Source organism: Rhodoferax sp. GW821-FHT10B06 (assembly GCF_059415605.1).
The window spans coordinates 327,302-342,482 of sequence record NZ_JBWKNO010000001.1 but is presented as its reverse complement, the minus strand read 5'-3'; the positions used below and the strand labels follow the sequence as shown (position 1 = coordinate 342,482).

Genomic DNA, 15,181 nt, shown 5'->3' with positions numbered 1-15,181 from the left:
ATATTGCTTGCATCTCATCTTGGATACAAGTTGGGATGCGTAAAAATGGTGCAAACCGAAACTCTGGAAAGTGGTGCGGCGCTTGGCGGCATGGTCAGCGCAGAATCTGGCGCCTGGGCGGGGGCTGCGGCGGCCTGGCTATCACGCCCCGGCCAGGCCGTGGCAGGGGCACCCGGCGGGCCGCTCGCCGGCTGGCAATTTGCAGTCAAAGACAACCTGGACGTGCAGGGCCTGCCCACCACGGCGGCCTGTCCGGCCTTTGCCTATACGGCCACGGCCCACGCCGCCGTGGTGCACAAGCTGCTCAAGGCTGGTGCGTCGCTGCTGGGCAAGACCAATCTGGACCAGTTCGCCTGCGGCCTGAATGGCACGCGCTCACCCTATGGTCCGGTGCCGAATGCGTTTAACCCCGCCTATGTGTCGGGTGGCTCCAGTTCCGGCTCGGCCTATGTGGTGGCCACCGGCCAGGTGGATTTCGCGCTGGGCACGGACACCGCCGGCTCGGGCCGCGTGCCAGCCGGGCTGAACAATATTGTGGGCATCAAGCCGTCCAAAGGACTCATCAGCACCCGTGGCCTGGTGCCGGCCGCGCAGAGCGTGGACTGCGTGTCCATTTTTGCCCGTACCGTCGGCACGGCTGTGCGTGTGCTGGATGCCGCCATGGGTTACGACGCGCTGGACCCGTATTCGCGCGACCTGGTTTTGGCCCGCGCAGCCTTTCCGGAGCGGTTCCGGTTTGGCGTGCCGTCGCAGTTGGAATTCTTTGGCGACGCTATGGCCGAGGCGGCGTTCCAGCAGGGCATACAGCGCCTGGTGGAGATGGGCGGCACGCCCGTGTCGATTGATTACGCGCCGCTGGCTGCTGCTGCGGCGTTGCTGTATGACAGCGCCCTGGTGGCCGAGCGCTATGCCGCCGTGCGCAGCTTTTTTGATGCCCATGCCGACCAGGTGATTGAGCCGGTGCGCAGCATTCTGGCGGCAGGGCAGGGCTATAGCGCCGCCGACGTGTTTGATGCGCAGGTGCGACTGCGCGCCTACGGGCAGCAGGCCGCGGCGATGTGGGTGGGTAGGGACAGCATCGACCTGCTGCTGGTGCCCACCGCGCCCACCCATTACACGATTGCCCAGATGCAGGCCGACCCGGTGGTGCTGAACCGCAACCTGGGGGCCTATACCAATTTCGTCAATCTGCTGGACTACGCGGCGATCTCGGTGCCCAGCAGCATCCGGCCTGATGGCTTGCCGTTTGGCATCACGCTGATCGGCCCTTGCGGCAGCGATTGGCAGTTGGCCGAGCTGGGCCAGCGTTACCACCACGCGACCGGCCTGCTGCAAGGCGCGCTGGATCTGCCTTTGCCGGCACCACAACCTGTGCCGGGCTTGCTCCCTGCAGCCGTGGTGCGCGTGGCCGTGGTCGGCGCCCACCTGTCCGGCATGCCACTGAACAGCCAGTTGACCGAACGCTACGCCACTTTGGTCGCTTGCACCACTACGGCACCGGACTACCAGCTGTACGCCTTGCCCGGCACCGTGCCGCCCAAGCCGGGTCTGCTGCGCATTGCCCCCGGCGCAGGCACGCAGATTGCGGTGGAGGTGTGGGAAATGCCGCTGGCGCACTACGGCTCGTTCGTCGCGCTGATTCCCTCGCCGCTGGGCATCGGCAGCCTGACCCTGGCCGATGGCAGCACGGTGCAGGGCTTTGTCTGCGAGCCGCAGGCTTTGCAGGGGGCGACGGATATCTCGCACTTCGGCGGCTGGCGTGCCTACATCGCCAGCGGCAGCCTTGCCGGATGATTTTTCAGCGAAAGGCGCGGTGATGACAGAGCAGCAAATCGAAACCTATGTCGACGCAGCCGCCGCCGCGCTGGGCCTGGAGCTGGGCGATGCGCGCCCCGGTGTGCTGCGCTACTACGCCCTGGCGGCGGGCATGGCCGAGCTGGTACAGGCCGTGCCCTTGGCGCCGCAGGACGAGTCGCCCATGGCCTTCATCCCCGTTTCGCCAGTTGTGCCCGGAGACGCACCATGACGGCCACTGCCGCCTGGTGGCAGCAGGACGCGGCCCGCATGGCCCAGGCCGTGGCTGCGCGCGAAGTGAGCGCGACGCAGCTGGTACAGGACTGCCTGGCCCGAATCGCGGCAACCGACGCTCGCGTCAACGCCTTCACCGACTTGGTGCAGACCCGTGCTGTGCAGCGAGCCGCACAGATAGACGCTGGCCTGGCCGACGGCAGCCAGGCCGCATTGCCCCTGCTGGGCGTGCCGTTCGCGGTCAAAAACCTGTTCGACATCGCCGGCCTGCGCACCCTGGCGGGCTCCAAGATCGAGCGCGACAGCGCGCCAGCCACGGCAGATGGCCTGCTGGTGCAGCGTATGGAGGCGGCCGGGGCCATCCTGGTGGGTGCGTTGAACATGGACGAATACGCCTACGGCTTTACCACCGAGAACAGCCACGAAGGCGCCTGCCACAACCCGCACGACCTGGGCCGTACGGCGGGGGGCTCGTCGGGTGGATGTGCCGCCGCCGTGGCGGCTGGCCAGGTGCCGCTGACCCTGGGCTCGGACACCAATGGCTCGATCCGCGTGCCGTCCTCGCTGTGCGGCATCTTCGGCCTCAAGCCGACTTTCGGTCGGCTGCCACGCACCGGCAGCTTCCCCTTCGTCACCAGCCTGGACCACCTGGGCCCGTTCGCGCGTAGCGTGCGCGATCTGGCGCTGGCCTATGACGCGATGCAGGGACCCGAAGTAAAAGGCCCGCACGTGGACGCAGGATGTGCGCAACGTGCTACAGAATTTGTAGTGGATGAGCTGGACTTGGGAATCAAGGGCCTGCGCATCGGCGTGCTGGGCGGCTATTTCTTTGATAACGCCTTGCCGGAAGCCCGTGCCGCTGTGGCCACGGTGGCGCAGGCGCTGGGCGCGACGGATACGGTGGAATTGCCCTGGGTAGAGGCCGGTCGTGCCGCCGCGTTTCTGATCACCAACTCCGAAGGCGCGTCCTTGCATCTGGACAATCTGCGTTTGCGCGCGGGCGACTTCGAGCCCCTGTCGCGCGATCGCTTCCTTGCCGGGGCTCTGCTGCCCGCCGCCTGGGTGGCGCGGGCCCAGCGCGTGCGGCGCCGCTACGCCCAGGCTGCTGCGGAGGTGCTCGGCCAGTACGACCTGCTGCTGGCACCGGCCACACCCTGCGCGGCGACACCGCTGGGGGCCGAGCGGCTGGACCTGAATGGCCGCGAGCTGCCGCTGCGCCCGAACATGGGCGTGTTGACGCAACCCATCTCCTGCATCGGCCTGCCCGTGTGCGCGGTACCGGTCTGGGGCGCGCACCCGGCCTTGCCGATTGGCGTGCAGCTGATTGCCGCCCCCTGGCGCGAAGACCTGGTGCTGCGCGCCGCCGCCGTGCTGGAGGCCGCAGGCGTATGCCGTGCGCCGCTCGCATCGTTGTAAGGAACCACCATGACCTATGCCATCAACCTTCCCAGCGTACTGGCCGAAGTACAGGCCGTGTTTGCGCGCTACGAGGACGCGCTGGTCCACAACAAAGTCGAGGTGCTGGACGAGTTGTTCTGGGACAGCCCGCACACCCTGCGTTATGGCGCGACCGAGAACCTGTATGGCTACGCGGCCATCCAGACGTTTCGCGCCGGCCGCGTGGCCCAGGGGCTGGAGCGCAGCCTGCTGAAGGTCGTCATCACCACCTACGGGCAGGACTTCGCCACCGCGAATGTGGAATTCCAGCGCCAGGGCAGCAGCAAGACCGGACGCCAGAGCCAGACCTGGCTGCGCACGCCCGCGGGTTGGCGTGTGGTGGCTGCCCACGTCAGCCTGCTGTGATGTCGGCGGTGCGCGTATGAACACCAGAGTCCAACACGTGGAGGTGCACCGGGTGCTGTGCAGCGGCCCCGGGGATCTGTCGGGCGTGCAGGCCTTGATCGCCAGCGGGGTCTTGCATCCTGTGGACATCGTGGCCGTGATGGGTAAGACCGAGGGCAACGGCTGTGTGAATGACTTCACCCGTGACTTCGCCTCTACCAGCTGGTGCTACTTTCTCAGTCCGCATCTGGCTTGCACGCCCGCCGAAGTGGGGCAGCGCGTGGCCCTGGTCATGTCGGGCGGCACCGAAGGGGTGCTGTCGCCGCACTGGACGGTTTTCTCGCGCCGCTGGGTGGATGCGGTGCCAGCCCAAGGCAAGCGCCTGGTGGTGGGGGTGGCGCATACGCGCGACTTCCTGCCCGAGGAGATAGGGCGCGCCGCCCAGATCGCGTGCACGGCTGCTGCGGTGCGCCAGGCCATGCAGGACGCCGGCATAGACGATGCGGCCGACGTGCATTTTGTGCAGATCAAATGCCCGCTGCTGACCGCCGCCAAGGTACGTGCAGCCCAGCAGCGCGGCGCCCAGACAGTTACGCAGGACAGTTATGAATCCATGGGCTATTCGCGTGGTGCCTCGGCTCTGGGCGTGGCCGTGGCCTTGGGTGAAGTGCCGCCGCAGACCGGCGTGGCCGCGGCGGTGTTGGCCGACGGGTCGTTGTATTCGGCCCGCGCCTCCGCCTCGGCCGGCATCGAGCTGGAGGGTAATGTGGTGATTGTCTTGGGCGAGGCCGAGGGGGCTGCGTCGCCCTACCGTATTGCGCACACCGTGATGCGCGATGCGGTGGATGCCGCCAGCGTACGCCAACTGCTGCGCAGCGCTTTCGGCATGGAGGGGGACGGTACATCGGCCCTGCCAGGCCTGGTCAATCTGCTGGCCAAGGCCGAGGCCAGCCCGGATGGCCTGGTGCGCGGCCTGCGCCACACCATGTTGAACGACTCCGACATTAACGCCACGCGCCATGCCCGTGCCGCCGTGGGTGCGGTGCTGGCATCGCTAGTGGGAAGCACCGCGTTGTATGTGTCCGGCGGGGCCGAGCACCAGGGGCCTGCGGGCGGTGGGCCGGTGGCGGCCATCGTGCGGGTGGGTGGGGCTTGAGCGTGGCTGGATGCGCAGGCATGCATTTTGCGTCCCATCTTGTATCCAAGATGGAATATCTTCTCGTGCACTATTTTGGTAACCACTCTTCTGGAGAAACGTATGAGCTCTGACAGCCTGAACCGCCGCAAGTCCCTCCAAACGCTGGCCGCCTTGACGGCTGCGGGCACCCTGGGTAGCTGGGCGCCGCGCGCCCTGGCGCAAAAGCCGCTCACCGTGGGCGTGATCTACGTCGGTCCGCGTGACGACTATGGCTACAACCAGGCCCATGCGCAGACCGCTGCCGAGATCAAGAAGCTACCCGGCGTGAAGGTGGTGGAAGAAGAAAACGTGCCCGAGACCTCGGCCGTGCAAAAGACCATGACCGGCATGATTGCCCAGGATGGCGCGAGCCTGCTGTTTCCCACCTCGTTCGGCTACTTCGACCCGCACATCCTGGCGCTGGCGCCCAAGTACCCCGATGTGCGCTTCTCACACTGCGGCGGCATGTGGACCGAGGGCAAGCACCCTAAGAACGTGGGCAGCTTCTTCGGTTACATCGACGAATGCCAGTTCCTCAACGGCGTGATCGCCGGCCATATGAGCAAGAGCAGCAAGATCGCCTTCGTGGCGGCCAAGCCGATTCCGCAGGTGCTGCGCAACATCAATGCCTTCACCCTGGGCGCGCGATCCGTTAAGCCCGGCATCACCTGCAGCGTGATCTTCACCGGTGACTGGTCCATGGCGGTGAAAGAGGCCGAGGCCACCAACAGCCTGGCCGACCAGGGCTGCGATGTGTTCACCATGCATGTGGACGGCCCCAAGGTGGTGGTGGAGACCGCCGCCAAGCGCGGCAAGATGGTCTGCGGCTACCACGCCAGCCAGGCCAAGTTGGCACCGAATGCCTACCTGACCGGCGCCGAGTGGAACTGGTTCACCGCCTACAAGACCATCATCGACGCCGCCCAGGCCGGCAAACCGCACCCCAACTTCCTGCGTGGCGGCCTGAAAGAGGGCTACGTGAAGATGTCGCCCTACGGCAGCATGGTTACCGACGCGGCGAAGAAGCAGGCCGATGGCATCAAGGCACAGATGGTGGCCGACACCTTCGACATCTTCAAAGGCCCGCTGAAAGACAACAAGGGCGCCACGGTGATCGCCGCCGGCAAGGTACTCAAGCAGACCGACCCGGTTTTGGAAGGAATGAATTACCTAGTGGAAGGCGTACAGGGTTCCTTCTAAACAACGCCCACAGGAGCTCGCATGCACTCCACTGCCAAAGACATCCTGCTGCCGGTCACGGCCATCCTGCTGGCGCTGCTGCTGTTCGGCGTCTTCGTCTGGTTCGCCGGCGTCAGTCCGCTGGACATGTGGCTGACGCTGTTCAAGGGAGCGTTCGGTGACTGGTTCTCCTGGCAGAACACGCTGCAGCGTTCGGCGCCGCTGATGCTGACCGCGCTGTGCGTGGCTTTGCCGGCGCGCGCTGGCTTGGTCATCATCGGTGGCGAGGGGGCTTTGGTGCTGGGCGGTCTGGCCTGTGCGGCGGTGGGCACCATGCTGCCGCTGCCGGCGAATCTGCTGGGCACGGTGATCGCCTGCGCCGCCGGTGCATTGGCCGGGGCGCTGTGGATCATGCTGGCGGGCTGGCTGCGCCAGGCGCGTGGCATCAACGAGACCATCAGCAGCCTGCTGCTGGCCTATGTGGCGATCGGCATCTTCAAGCACCTGGTCGAGGGCGCGCTGCGCGACCCGGCCAGCCTGAACAAGCCCGCCACGCATAGCCTGCCCGAGGGCCTGCTGATCACCGGCATTGCCGGATCGGATGTGCACTGGGGGCTGGTACTCGGTGTGCTGGCCTGCGTAGCACTCGGGCTGTGGCTGCGCTGGACGGCATCCGGCTTTTCGATCCGCGTGGTGGGTGGCAACCCGCGTGCCGCGCAGCTGGTCGGCCTGCCCGCCACGCAATTGATTCTGACGGCCTGCGCCCTCGGCGGGGCCAGCGCCGGCCTGGCCGGTGCGGTGGAAGTCGCCGCGGTACACACCAACGCGAATGCCTCGCTGATCGCCGGCTACGGCTATGCCGGCATCCTGGTGTCCTTCATCGCCCGGCACAACCCGGTCGCCATCGTGCCGGTGGCGATTCTGTTCGGTGGTTTTGGCGCGGCCGGCAGTCTGCTGCAGCGCCGGCTCGGCTTGCCCGATGCGTCCGTGATGGTGCTGCAGGGCATTGCTTTCGTGCTGATCCTGGCCAGTGAGGCGCTGCGCGATGTGGACTGGAAGCTGCTGTTTTCCAAGATGCGTAGACCGGCTATTGCTGGTGTGGAGGCCACATGACTGCAGACCAATGGGTGGCTTTGGTGGCCGGAATTGTCGGCGGCGCTTTGCGCGTCGGCACGCCGTTTCTATTCGTCAGCCTCGGCGAGTGTTTGACCGAAAAGTCCGGCCGCATCAACCTGGGTCTGGAAGGCGTCTTGGTGCTGTCGGCGATGAGCGCCTTTGGTGGTGCCTATCTCACCGGCTCACCCTGGTTGGGTGTGCTGGCTGGGGCTTGCGCCGGGGCCTTGCTGGCGACCTTGCACGGCGTGCTGTGCTCGTTGCCGCGGGTGAATGATGTGGCCACCGGCATTGCGCTGATGCTGCTCGGCACCGGCCTGGCTTTCTACCTGGGCAAGCCGCTGATCCAGCCGCAGGCGCCGCAGATTCCGGCCATTCCACTCGGTGGCTGGAGCGGCTCCAGCGTAGTGCAGTCGGCACTGCAGATCAATGCGCTGCTGCCCATCGGCATCGCGCTGGCGGTGGGCCTGTGGTGGGCGTTTGCGCGCACCCGTTGGGGGCTGCTGGTGCGGCTGGCGGGCGACTCGGCGAATGCCACGCGGGCGCTGGGATATTCCGTCTCCGGCATCCGCATTGCGGCGACTGCTGCGGGCGGTTTCATGGCCGGTTTGGGTGGCGCGTCGCTGACCTTGTTCTACCCCGGCAGTTGGAACGAAGGTATCTCCAGCGGCCAGGGCCTGATCGCGGTGGCGCTGGTGATTTTTGCGCGCTGGAGCCCGCTGCGCTGCGTGGGTGCCGCGATGCTGTTCGGCGGTGCCGGCGCCATCGGCCCGGCGATGCAGTCGGTGGGCATAGGCTGGGGCTACCACCTGTTTAACACCGTGCCCTATGTGCTGACGCTGGTGATCCTCGTCTTCACCTGCAAGCCCGGCAGCGTGGCCGTCGGCAGCCCGGGCGAGCTATCTTCTACAAGGTAAATACCATGGCCTATGTTGCTGCCAACCCCTACGCCTGGCCCTACAACGGCCTGCTGCGTCCTGATAACACCGCGCTGATCGTTATCGACATGCAGACCGACTTCTGCGGCGTTGGCGGCTACGTGGATGTGATGGGCTATGACATCAGCCTGACCCGCGCGCCGATTGCGCCGATTGCCCATGTGCTGGCACGGCTGCGCCCGCTGGGGTACCACATCATCCACACCCGCGAAGGGCATAGGCCCGACCTGTCGGACCTGCCGGCCAACAAGCGCTGGCGCTCGCGGCAGATTGGTGCCAACGGCGTTGGCATTGGTGACGTCGGCCCCTGCGGGCGCATCCTGGTGCGTGGCGAGCCCGGCTGGGAAATCATCCCCGAGCTGGTGCCGTTCCCGGGCGAGGTCATCATCGACAAGCCCGGTAAGGGCTCGTTCTACGCCACCGACCTGGACATGGTGCTGCGCCAGCGCGGCGTGCAGAACATCATCCTGGCCGGCATCACCACCGATGTCTGCGTGCACACCACCATGCGCGACGCCAACGACCGCGGCTACGAATGCCTGCTGCTGTCCGACTGCACGGCCGCCACCGACCCGGCCAACCACCAGGCGGCGCTGAACATGGTGACCATGCAGGGCGGTGTGTTTGGCGCGCACGCGCCGTCGGCAGCCCTGCTCGACGTTGTCTAACCCGAGGAAGCCCATGGCAACAGACTCCACCCCGATTGGCGCGCTTCCCGCAGGCACCGGCGCTTTGGCGCTGGAGACCTACCACCTGACCAAGCGCTTCGGCAGCTTTACCGCGATGGATAGCGTGTCGATGCGCGTCGAGCCCGGCACGGTGCACGCCTTGCTGGGCGAGAACGGCGCGGGCAAGAGCACGCTGGTGAAATGCGTGGCCGGCTTCCAGCGCGCGGAGGAGGGCAGCATCATGCTCGACGGCCGCGAGCAGGCCATCAGCAACCCTATCGTCGCCCGCAGCCTGGGTATCGGCATGGTCTACCAGCATTTCACGCTCGCACCCGGCATGACGGTGGCCGAAAACCTGCTTCTGGCCGGCGGTACCTTGCCGGCGGTGATTGACTGGACCGCCAAGCGCGCCGAGCTGAAAGCCTTTCTGGCCACCACGCCGTTCAGCCTGGACCTGGATGCGCGCCCGGCCGAGCTGGCGGCCGGCGAGAAGCAGAAGCTGGAGCTGCTGAAGCAGCTGTACCTGAAGCCGCGCCTGCTGATCCTGGACGAGCCGACCTCGGTGCTGACACCGCAGGAGGCCGACGAGGTGCTGGGCCATGTGCGCGCCTTCGCCCAGAGCGGCCAGTGCAGCGTGCTCATCATCACCCACAAGTTCCGCGAGGTGCTGGCCTATGCCGATGGCGTGACCGTGTTGCGCCGTGGCAAGGCGGTGCACCACGGCCGCGTGGCCGATGCTGCACCACAAGAGTTAACGCGCACCCTGGCCCAGGCGATGATGGGTGAAAGTTCAGAGTCAAATAGTGCTCTGGCGCAGGAATTACCTGCGCAGCGTGCTACACAAAGTGCAGCAAATGACGGGCCTATCGCTTTGCAGGTAGACGACCTGAAAGCCCAGGGCGACCGTGGCACCCTGGCGCTGCATGGCCTGAGCCTGGCGGTGCGCAAGGGCGAGGTGCTGGGCGTGGCCGGGGTCTCTGGCAACGGCCAGCGCGAGCTGGTGGAGGCGCTGGTCGGCCAGCGCCCCCGCCTGGGCGGCCGGGTGCAGGTGATGGGCGAAGACTACGCGGCCCGGCGCTCTGACAACCACCGCCTGAAGGTACGCAGCCTGCCCGAAGAGCCGCTGCGGAATGCCTGCGTCGGCGATCTGTCGGTGGCCGAGAACATGGCGCTGCGCGACTTTGACCAGCCGCCGCTGAACGTCAGCGGCCTGCTGCGCTTCTCCACCTGGCGCAGCCGGGCACGCGACTGGATCAAGGAATACGGCGTGAAGACGCAGGGCGAGGGTGCTCCCATCCGTAGCCTGTCGGGCGGCAATGTGCAGCGCGCGGTGCTGGCGCGCGAGCTAGCCGGCGACATCAATGTGCTGATCGCGGCGAACCCGGTGTTCGGCCTGGACTTCGCGGCCGTGGCCGAGATCCATAGCCGCATCCTCGGCGTGCGCGACCGCGGCGGCGCGGTGCTGCTGATCAGCGAAGACCTGGATGAGCTACTGGAGCTGGCCGACCGCATCGTGGTGATGAGCGAAGGCCGCATCGTGTTTGAAACCCCCGCCGCTACCGCCGAGCGCCATATCCTAGGCGCGCACATGGGTGGGGGCCACGACGACCACAAGGAGGCCGCATGAGCCTGAACATCTCCGCGCTGCCGTTCGATTACCCGCTGGATATCGCCCGTGCCGCCCTGGTCATCATCGACATGCAGCGCGACTTCATCGAGCCCGGGGGCTTTGGCGAAACCCTGGGCAACAACGTGGCCCTGCTGGAAGCTATCGTGCCGGCCAGCCAGGCCATGCTGGCGGCCTGGCGCCAGGCCGGCGGCCTGGTGGTGCACACCCGCGAGGCGCACAAGCCGGATCTGTCCGACTGCCCGCCGGCCAAGTTGAACAGGGGGAGCCCGGCGCTGCGCATCGGCGATGTGGGGAATATGGGGCGTATCCTGATTGCCGGTGAGCCGGGGAACCAGATCATTGCAGCGTTGGCGCCGGTGGACGGCGAGATCGTCATCGACAAGCCCGGCAAGGGCGCGTTCTATGCCACCGGCTTGCACGAGATGCTGCAACAGCACGGCATCCGGCAGCTGTTGTTCATGGGCGTGACCACCGAGGTCTGCGTGCAGACCAGTATGCGCGAAGCCAACGACCGGGGCTATGACGGCCTGCTGCTGGAGGACTGCACCGAGAGCTACTTTCCGCAGTTCAAGGCGGCCACGCTGGAGATGGTGCGCGCCCAGGGCGGCATCGTCGGCTGGACAGCACCCAGTACCGCGGTGCTGCGGGCATTGGCCGCGCTGTGAGCGGCTTATGTCGTGGCTTATGTGGCGCCTGCTAAAGTTTGCCCTGTGCACTCCTTGACTCCAACCCCCACTTCCTCCGCTTTCCCCGCAGAACCCGCTGTACACCGCTCGCGCGCCGAAGAGGTGTATGCCCAGCTGAAACGCGACGTGGCCGAATTCAAGCTGGTACCTGGCGACCGCTTTACCGAGAACGAAATCAGCGAACGCCTGGGCGTGTCGCGCACCCCCGTGCGCCAGGCGCTGACCCGGCTGCAGCAAGAGGGCTATGTGGAGGTGCTATTCCGCAGCGGCTGGCGCGTGCTGCCGTTCGACTTCGACCAGTTCGAGCAGCTGTACGACCTGCGCATGGTGCTGGAGACCACCGCCGCACACCGTCTGTGCGAGGGCAGCGCCGGGGCTGCGGCACCGCATATCCAGATCGACCACCAATTGCTGGACGTGCTGTTTGACATCTGGCTGGTGCCGGTGGCGCAGCGCAGCAGCGACAGCTTGCAGGTCGCGCAGTGGGACGAGGAATTCCATTCCGCGCTGGTGCGCGCGGCCGGCAATACCGAGATGGCCCGGGTGCACCGGGATGTGACCGAGCGCATACGCATCATCCGCAGGCTGGACTTCACCAAGCAGGCGCGCATCACCGCCACCTACGAAGAACACGCCAAGATTCTGAAGGCCATACGCAGCCACCGTGGCGACCAGGCAGCGATGCTGCTGCGCGCCCACATCCAGGCCAGCCAGGCCGAGGTGCGCAAGATCACGCTGCACCAGGTGCACGTGGCCCGCCAGGTGGGGCAGAGCCCCAGTTAAGCTGCCGGCAAGCGCAGCTCGCGGCGCAGTATCTTGCCTACGTTGGACTTGGGCAATGCATCGCGGAAGGCGATGGACTTGGGTTGCTTGTAGCCGGTCAGGTGCTTGTGGCAGTAGGTCAGCACGTCGGCCTCGGTCAATGCCGGGTCACTTCTGACGACAAACACCTTGATGGCCTCGCCTTGTCGTTCGTCGGGGATGCCGATGGCTGCACATTCCACCACGCCGGGGCAGAGCGAGATCACGTTCTCCAGCTCGTTGGGGAATACGTTGAAGCCGCTGACCAGAATCATGTCCTTCTTGCGGTCCACGATGCGTACATAGCCGCGTGCGTCCAGCATGCCGATGTCGCCGGTGCGCAGATAGCCGTCGGCGGTGAAGGCTCGGGCGTTTTCCTCGGGCTGGTGGTAGTAGCCCACGGTCACGTTGGGCCCCCGGATGCAGATCTCTCCCGCCGCGCCGATGGGGAGCGTGTTGCCGTCGTCGTCCTGGATGGCGATGTCCACGCTGGACAGGGGCAGGCCTATGCTGCCGCTGAAGGTTTTGCTCAGTACCGGGTTGTTGGTGCCGACGGCACAGGTTTCGCTCATGCCCCAGCCTTCAATCATGGGGCAGCCGGTGATCTCCATCCAGCGTTGCGCCGTGCCTTCCGAGGCCGCCATGCCACCAGCCTGGGACACGAACAGGCTGGAGAAATCCACGGTCTTGAAATCGGGGTGCAGCAGCAGGGCATTGAACAGTGTGTTGACGGCCGGCAGCAGATGGAATGGCCGCTTCTTCAGCACCTGGATGAAGCCGCCGATGTCGCGTGGGTTGGGCACCAGGGTCATGTGCGAGCCCAGGCGCATGCTCATGAAGCACAGCGTCAGCGCGAAGATGTGGTACAGCGGCAGCGCCATGATGCAGTTGACCTTGTGGGTCTCGCCCACCTGTTTCAAGGCCGGCGTGAACCAGGCTTCGGTTTGCAGCATGGCGGCCACGATGTTGCCGTGCGTCAGGATGGCGCCCTTGGACAGCCCGGTGGTGCCGCCGGTGTACTGCAGAAAGGCGGTGGAATCCAGGGTGCAGTTGGCCGGTTTGAAAGGCCGCTTGCGCCCATCCGCCAGGGCCTTGTTGAACGTGGTGACCCGCAGCGTGGCGCTGCTGGACAGGCTGTAGGCCGGCACCAGCTTTTTCACATGGCGCACCATGAAGTTGACCAGGCTGCCATAGGCCAGGCCCAGCAGGTCGCCCATGCGGGTCAGCACCACGTGTTTAATGGCGGTGCGGCCCACCACTTCTTCCAGCGTGCGGGCGAAGTTCTCCAGGATCACAATGGTGGTGGCGCCCGAGTCCTTCAGCTGGTGCTCCAGCTCGCGCGGGGTGTACAGCGGGTTCACGTTGACGCAGACATAGCCGGCGCGCAGCACGGCCACCATGGCGACCGAAAACTGCGGGATGTTCGGCAGCATGATGGCTACCCGGGTGCCGGGCTCCAGCCCCTGGGCTTGCAGCCAGGCGGCCATGGCGGTGGACAGCGCGTCCAGCTCGCCGTAGCGCATCCAGCGCTCCATGCAGACGGAGTAGGGCTTGTCGGCGTTCTGCTTGAAGGAGGTGTTCAGCACCTGCGCCAGCGAGGTGAACTGGTGCACGTCGATGTCATGCGCCACGCCGTCGGGGTAACTCTTCAACCAGCACTTTTCCATGCATTGCTCCTTGGGGAGATCATTCTGGAGTGCCTGGTCCATAGGTGTTACCGGGCTTGTCCTAGTGCGAGGTGGGGCCGCGTCGCCTGGGCGACATGGGCCTCGCGATAGCTTAGGGCTTGGCGGCTACGGGTTTGCCGCCGGCCTTGGGGGCGGACGGGGCCACGGCCTGTGCAGGCGCAGGTGCGGCGCCAATTACTTTGTCCTTGGGCAGGGGCGGCACAAAGTCCACCACGGTCTGCTTGCCGTTTTTCACCTGCACCATGAAGCTCATGCGGTCCAGGTCGCCCTTGTTGTCGAACTCGGTGTACATCAGCACGCCGGGGTAGCGGTCGGTGTTGATCTTCAGGCCCTTCATGGCGGCGGCGACGGCCTTGCGGTCCAGCACGCCGGCTTTCTCGATCGCGGCCTTCATCACATAGACGCCGGAGTAGCCCTTCATTCCGTTGTGGTCGGATACGTACTTGTACTCGCGCTCGAATTTGGCGTTGAACGCCCGCACGGTGGGGATGGGCGCATCCACCGCCAGCCCCACGTGGGCGATGGCGCCGTTGGCCGCTTCGCCGGCGAGTTCAATCACCTTTTGGCCGGTCAGTGTGGTTTCACCGATGACGGGCTTAGTCCAGCCCTGCTTTTGCAGCTCGCGCAATGCGCGGGCAGATTCTTCTTCATTGGTGTAGACGAACAATGCGTCGGCATTGGATTGCTTGGCGGCGATCACGGCGGCAGAGAAGTCCAGCTGGCCGGACTCGGTGGAGATTTCGGCCACGATGTTGGTGGGCGAGCCCGCCAGCGACTTCTTCAGCATGTCCAGCCCGCCCTTGCCAAAGTCGTTGTTCACATACAGCACGGCCAGGTTTTTGCTGGTCTTGGTGATGTAGGTGGCGACCTTGGGCATGGCCGTGGCTTGTGTGAAGCTGGTGCGGAAGATATACGGGTTGCCCTGCTGGGTGATGCCGGCGGCCTCGCCGCCCGTCCAGTTGGGCACCTCGGCTCGGCGGCTCTCAGCCATGCTGACCATGATGGAGCCGGAAAACACCGGCCCGAAGATGGCGAACACATTGTTGTCTATGGCTTTTTGCGTCAGTCCCTTGGCGACGCCCGGGTTGCTCTGGGTGTCAGCTGTGCTGCTTTCAATCTTTTTGCCCAGAATGCCGCCATTGGCGTTGATTTCCTTGACCGCTAGCTCCACCCCGTTCTTGAAGTTGGTGCCCGCTGTGGCGCCCGCGCCCGACAGCTCTACGATGTTGGCAATCTTGATGGTCTGCTGGGCCCGCGATGAGCCTGTTGCCAACAGAGCTGCGAGTGCCAGCGAAGCGGTGGCGCAGCGGCGTGAAACGCCGGCAATAGAGGATGGAGTTTGCATAGACAGAGGTTTCCTTGGTGCAAGAAAAATGCAGCGTATTGCAACATTTTGTGTCCAAGTCGGCAAGCCATTGCGCGCTAGATCTGCGCAGAATACGTATGGAAAGTGCTTCTGGTGCACGGGCTGCCTGCACTGGCAGCTCTGCT

General features: G+C 65.7%; 14 protein-coding genes. 12 read left to right on the top strand and 2 right to left on the bottom strand.

Going from position 1 to position 15,181, the window contains the following annotated elements:
• Positions 1-45: 45 nt before the first annotated feature.
• From atzF to AC07O2_RS01555, 12 genes are all read left to right on the top strand, one after another.
• Entirely contained in the window at positions 46-1,794 is a 1,749-nt protein-coding gene (gene atzF / locus AC07O2_RS01610; protein WP_495073990.1) for an allophanate hydrolase, read from the top strand.
• A 22-nt stretch (positions 1,795-1,816) separates the two neighbouring features.
• Positions 1,817-2,026, top strand: a complete 210-nt coding sequence (locus tag AC07O2_RS01605; RefSeq protein WP_495073989.1) for a DUF4089 domain-containing protein — start codon at positions 1,817-1,819, stop codon at positions 2,024-2,026.
• On the top strand, positions 2,023-3,444 hold the full coding sequence (locus AC07O2_RS01600) for an AtzE family amidohydrolase (RefSeq protein ID WP_495073988.1): 1,422 nt from the start codon (positions 2,023-2,025) through the stop codon (positions 3,442-3,444). Before AC07O2_RS01605 ends, AC07O2_RS01600 begins: the two co-directional genes overlap by 4 nt.
• A gap of 9 nt (positions 3,445-3,453) precedes the next feature.
• Complete coding sequence (gene hpxZ / locus AC07O2_RS01595) at positions 3,454-3,831, top strand: oxalurate catabolism protein HpxZ (protein ID WP_495073987.1); 378 nt, start codon at positions 3,454-3,456, stop codon at positions 3,829-3,831.
• 16 nt (positions 3,832-3,847) lie between these two features.
• Positions 3,848-4,966, top strand: a complete 1,119-nt coding sequence (atzD, locus tag AC07O2_RS01590) for a cyanuric acid amidohydrolase (protein ID WP_495073986.1) — start codon at positions 3,848-3,850, stop codon at positions 4,964-4,966.
• Between the two features lie 102 nt (positions 4,967-5,068).
• On the top strand, positions 5,069-6,187 hold the full coding sequence (locus AC07O2_RS01585; protein WP_495073985.1) for a BMP family ABC transporter substrate-binding protein: 1,119 nt from the start codon (positions 5,069-5,071) through the stop codon (positions 6,185-6,187).
• Positions 6,188-6,208: 21 nt separating this feature from the next.
• On the top strand, positions 6,209-7,279 hold the full coding sequence (locus AC07O2_RS01580) for an ABC transporter permease (RefSeq protein WP_495073984.1): 1,071 nt from the start codon (positions 6,209-6,211) through the stop codon (positions 7,277-7,279).
• Entirely contained in the window at positions 7,276-8,196 is a 921-nt protein-coding gene (locus AC07O2_RS01575; RefSeq protein WP_495073983.1) for an ABC transporter permease, read from the top strand. The genes AC07O2_RS01580 and AC07O2_RS01575 overlap by 4 nt, the downstream gene beginning before the upstream one ends.
• A 5-nt stretch (positions 8,197-8,201) precedes the next feature.
• Positions 8,202-8,885: a biuret amidohydrolase gene (gene biuH, locus AC07O2_RS01570; RefSeq protein WP_495073982.1), complete on the top strand. Its 684-nt coding sequence runs from the start codon at positions 8,202-8,204 to the stop codon at positions 8,883-8,885.
• 13 nt (positions 8,886-8,898) lie between these two features.
• Entirely contained in the window at positions 8,899-10,512 is a 1,614-nt protein-coding gene (locus AC07O2_RS01565; RefSeq protein WP_495073981.1) for an ABC transporter ATP-binding protein, read from the top strand.
• Positions 10,509-11,180, top strand: coding sequence for a cysteine hydrolase family protein (locus AC07O2_RS01560; RefSeq protein ID WP_495073980.1), 672 nt, complete (start codon positions 10,509-10,511; stop codon positions 11,178-11,180). Before AC07O2_RS01565 ends, AC07O2_RS01560 begins: the two co-directional genes overlap by 4 nt.
• 54 nt (positions 11,181-11,234) lie before the next feature.
• Entirely contained in the window at positions 11,235-11,984 is a 750-nt protein-coding gene (locus tag AC07O2_RS01555) for a GntR family transcriptional regulator (protein WP_495074220.1), read from the top strand.
• Here AC07O2_RS01555 and AC07O2_RS01550 read toward each other — a convergent pair.
• Entirely contained in the window at positions 11,981-13,669 is a 1,689-nt protein-coding gene (locus AC07O2_RS01550) for an AMP-binding protein (protein WP_495073979.1), read from the bottom strand. The genes AC07O2_RS01555 and AC07O2_RS01550 overlap by 4 nt on opposite strands.
• 112 nt (positions 13,670-13,781) lie before the next feature.
• The gene (locus tag AC07O2_RS01545; RefSeq protein WP_495073978.1) at positions 13,782-15,035 is read right to left on the bottom strand and encodes an ABC transporter substrate-binding protein; all 1,254 of its coding nucleotides are present in this window, start codon (positions 15,033-15,035) and stop codon (positions 13,782-13,784) included.
• Positions 15,036-15,181: the final 146 nt, after the last annotated feature.

What these genes read in the sequence shown, in the direction of transcription:
- atzF (WP_495073990.1), top strand. Translation starts at nt 46, where the DNA reads ATGGTGCAAACCGAAACTCTGGAAAGTGGTGCGGCGCTTGGCGGCATG.
- AC07O2_RS01605 (WP_495073989.1), top strand. Translation starts at nt 1,817, where the DNA reads ATGACAGAGCAGCAAATCGAAACCTATGTCGACGCAGCCGCCGCCGCG.
- AC07O2_RS01600 (WP_495073988.1), top strand. Translation starts at nt 2,023, where the DNA reads ATGACGGCCACTGCCGCCTGGTGGCAGCAGGACGCGGCCCGCATGGCC.
- hpxZ (WP_495073987.1), top strand. Translation starts at nt 3,454, where the DNA reads ATGACCTATGCCATCAACCTTCCCAGCGTACTGGCCGAAGTACAGGCC.
- atzD (WP_495073986.1), top strand. Translation starts at nt 3,848, where the DNA reads ATGAACACCAGAGTCCAACACGTGGAGGTGCACCGGGTGCTGTGCAGC.
- AC07O2_RS01585 (WP_495073985.1), top strand. Translation starts at nt 5,069, where the DNA reads ATGAGCTCTGACAGCCTGAACCGCCGCAAGTCCCTCCAAACGCTGGCC.
- AC07O2_RS01580 (WP_495073984.1), top strand. Translation starts at nt 6,209, where the DNA reads ATGCACTCCACTGCCAAAGACATCCTGCTGCCGGTCACGGCCATCCTG.
- AC07O2_RS01575 (WP_495073983.1), top strand. Translation starts at nt 7,276, where the DNA reads ATGACTGCAGACCAATGGGTGGCTTTGGTGGCCGGAATTGTCGGCGGC.
- biuH (WP_495073982.1), top strand. Translation starts at nt 8,202, where the DNA reads ATGGCCTATGTTGCTGCCAACCCCTACGCCTGGCCCTACAACGGCCTG.
- AC07O2_RS01565 (WP_495073981.1), top strand. Translation starts at nt 8,899, where the DNA reads ATGGCAACAGACTCCACCCCGATTGGCGCGCTTCCCGCAGGCACCGGC.
- AC07O2_RS01560 (WP_495073980.1), top strand. Translation starts at nt 10,509, where the DNA reads ATGAGCCTGAACATCTCCGCGCTGCCGTTCGATTACCCGCTGGATATC.
- AC07O2_RS01550 (WP_495073979.1), bottom strand. Translation starts at nt 13,669, where the DNA reads ATGGAAAAGTGCTGGTTGAAGAGTTACCCCGACGGCGTGGCGCATGAC.
- AC07O2_RS01545 (WP_495073978.1), bottom strand. Translation starts at nt 15,035, where the DNA reads ATGCAAACTCCATCCTCTATTGCCGGCGTTTCACGCCGCTGCGCCACC.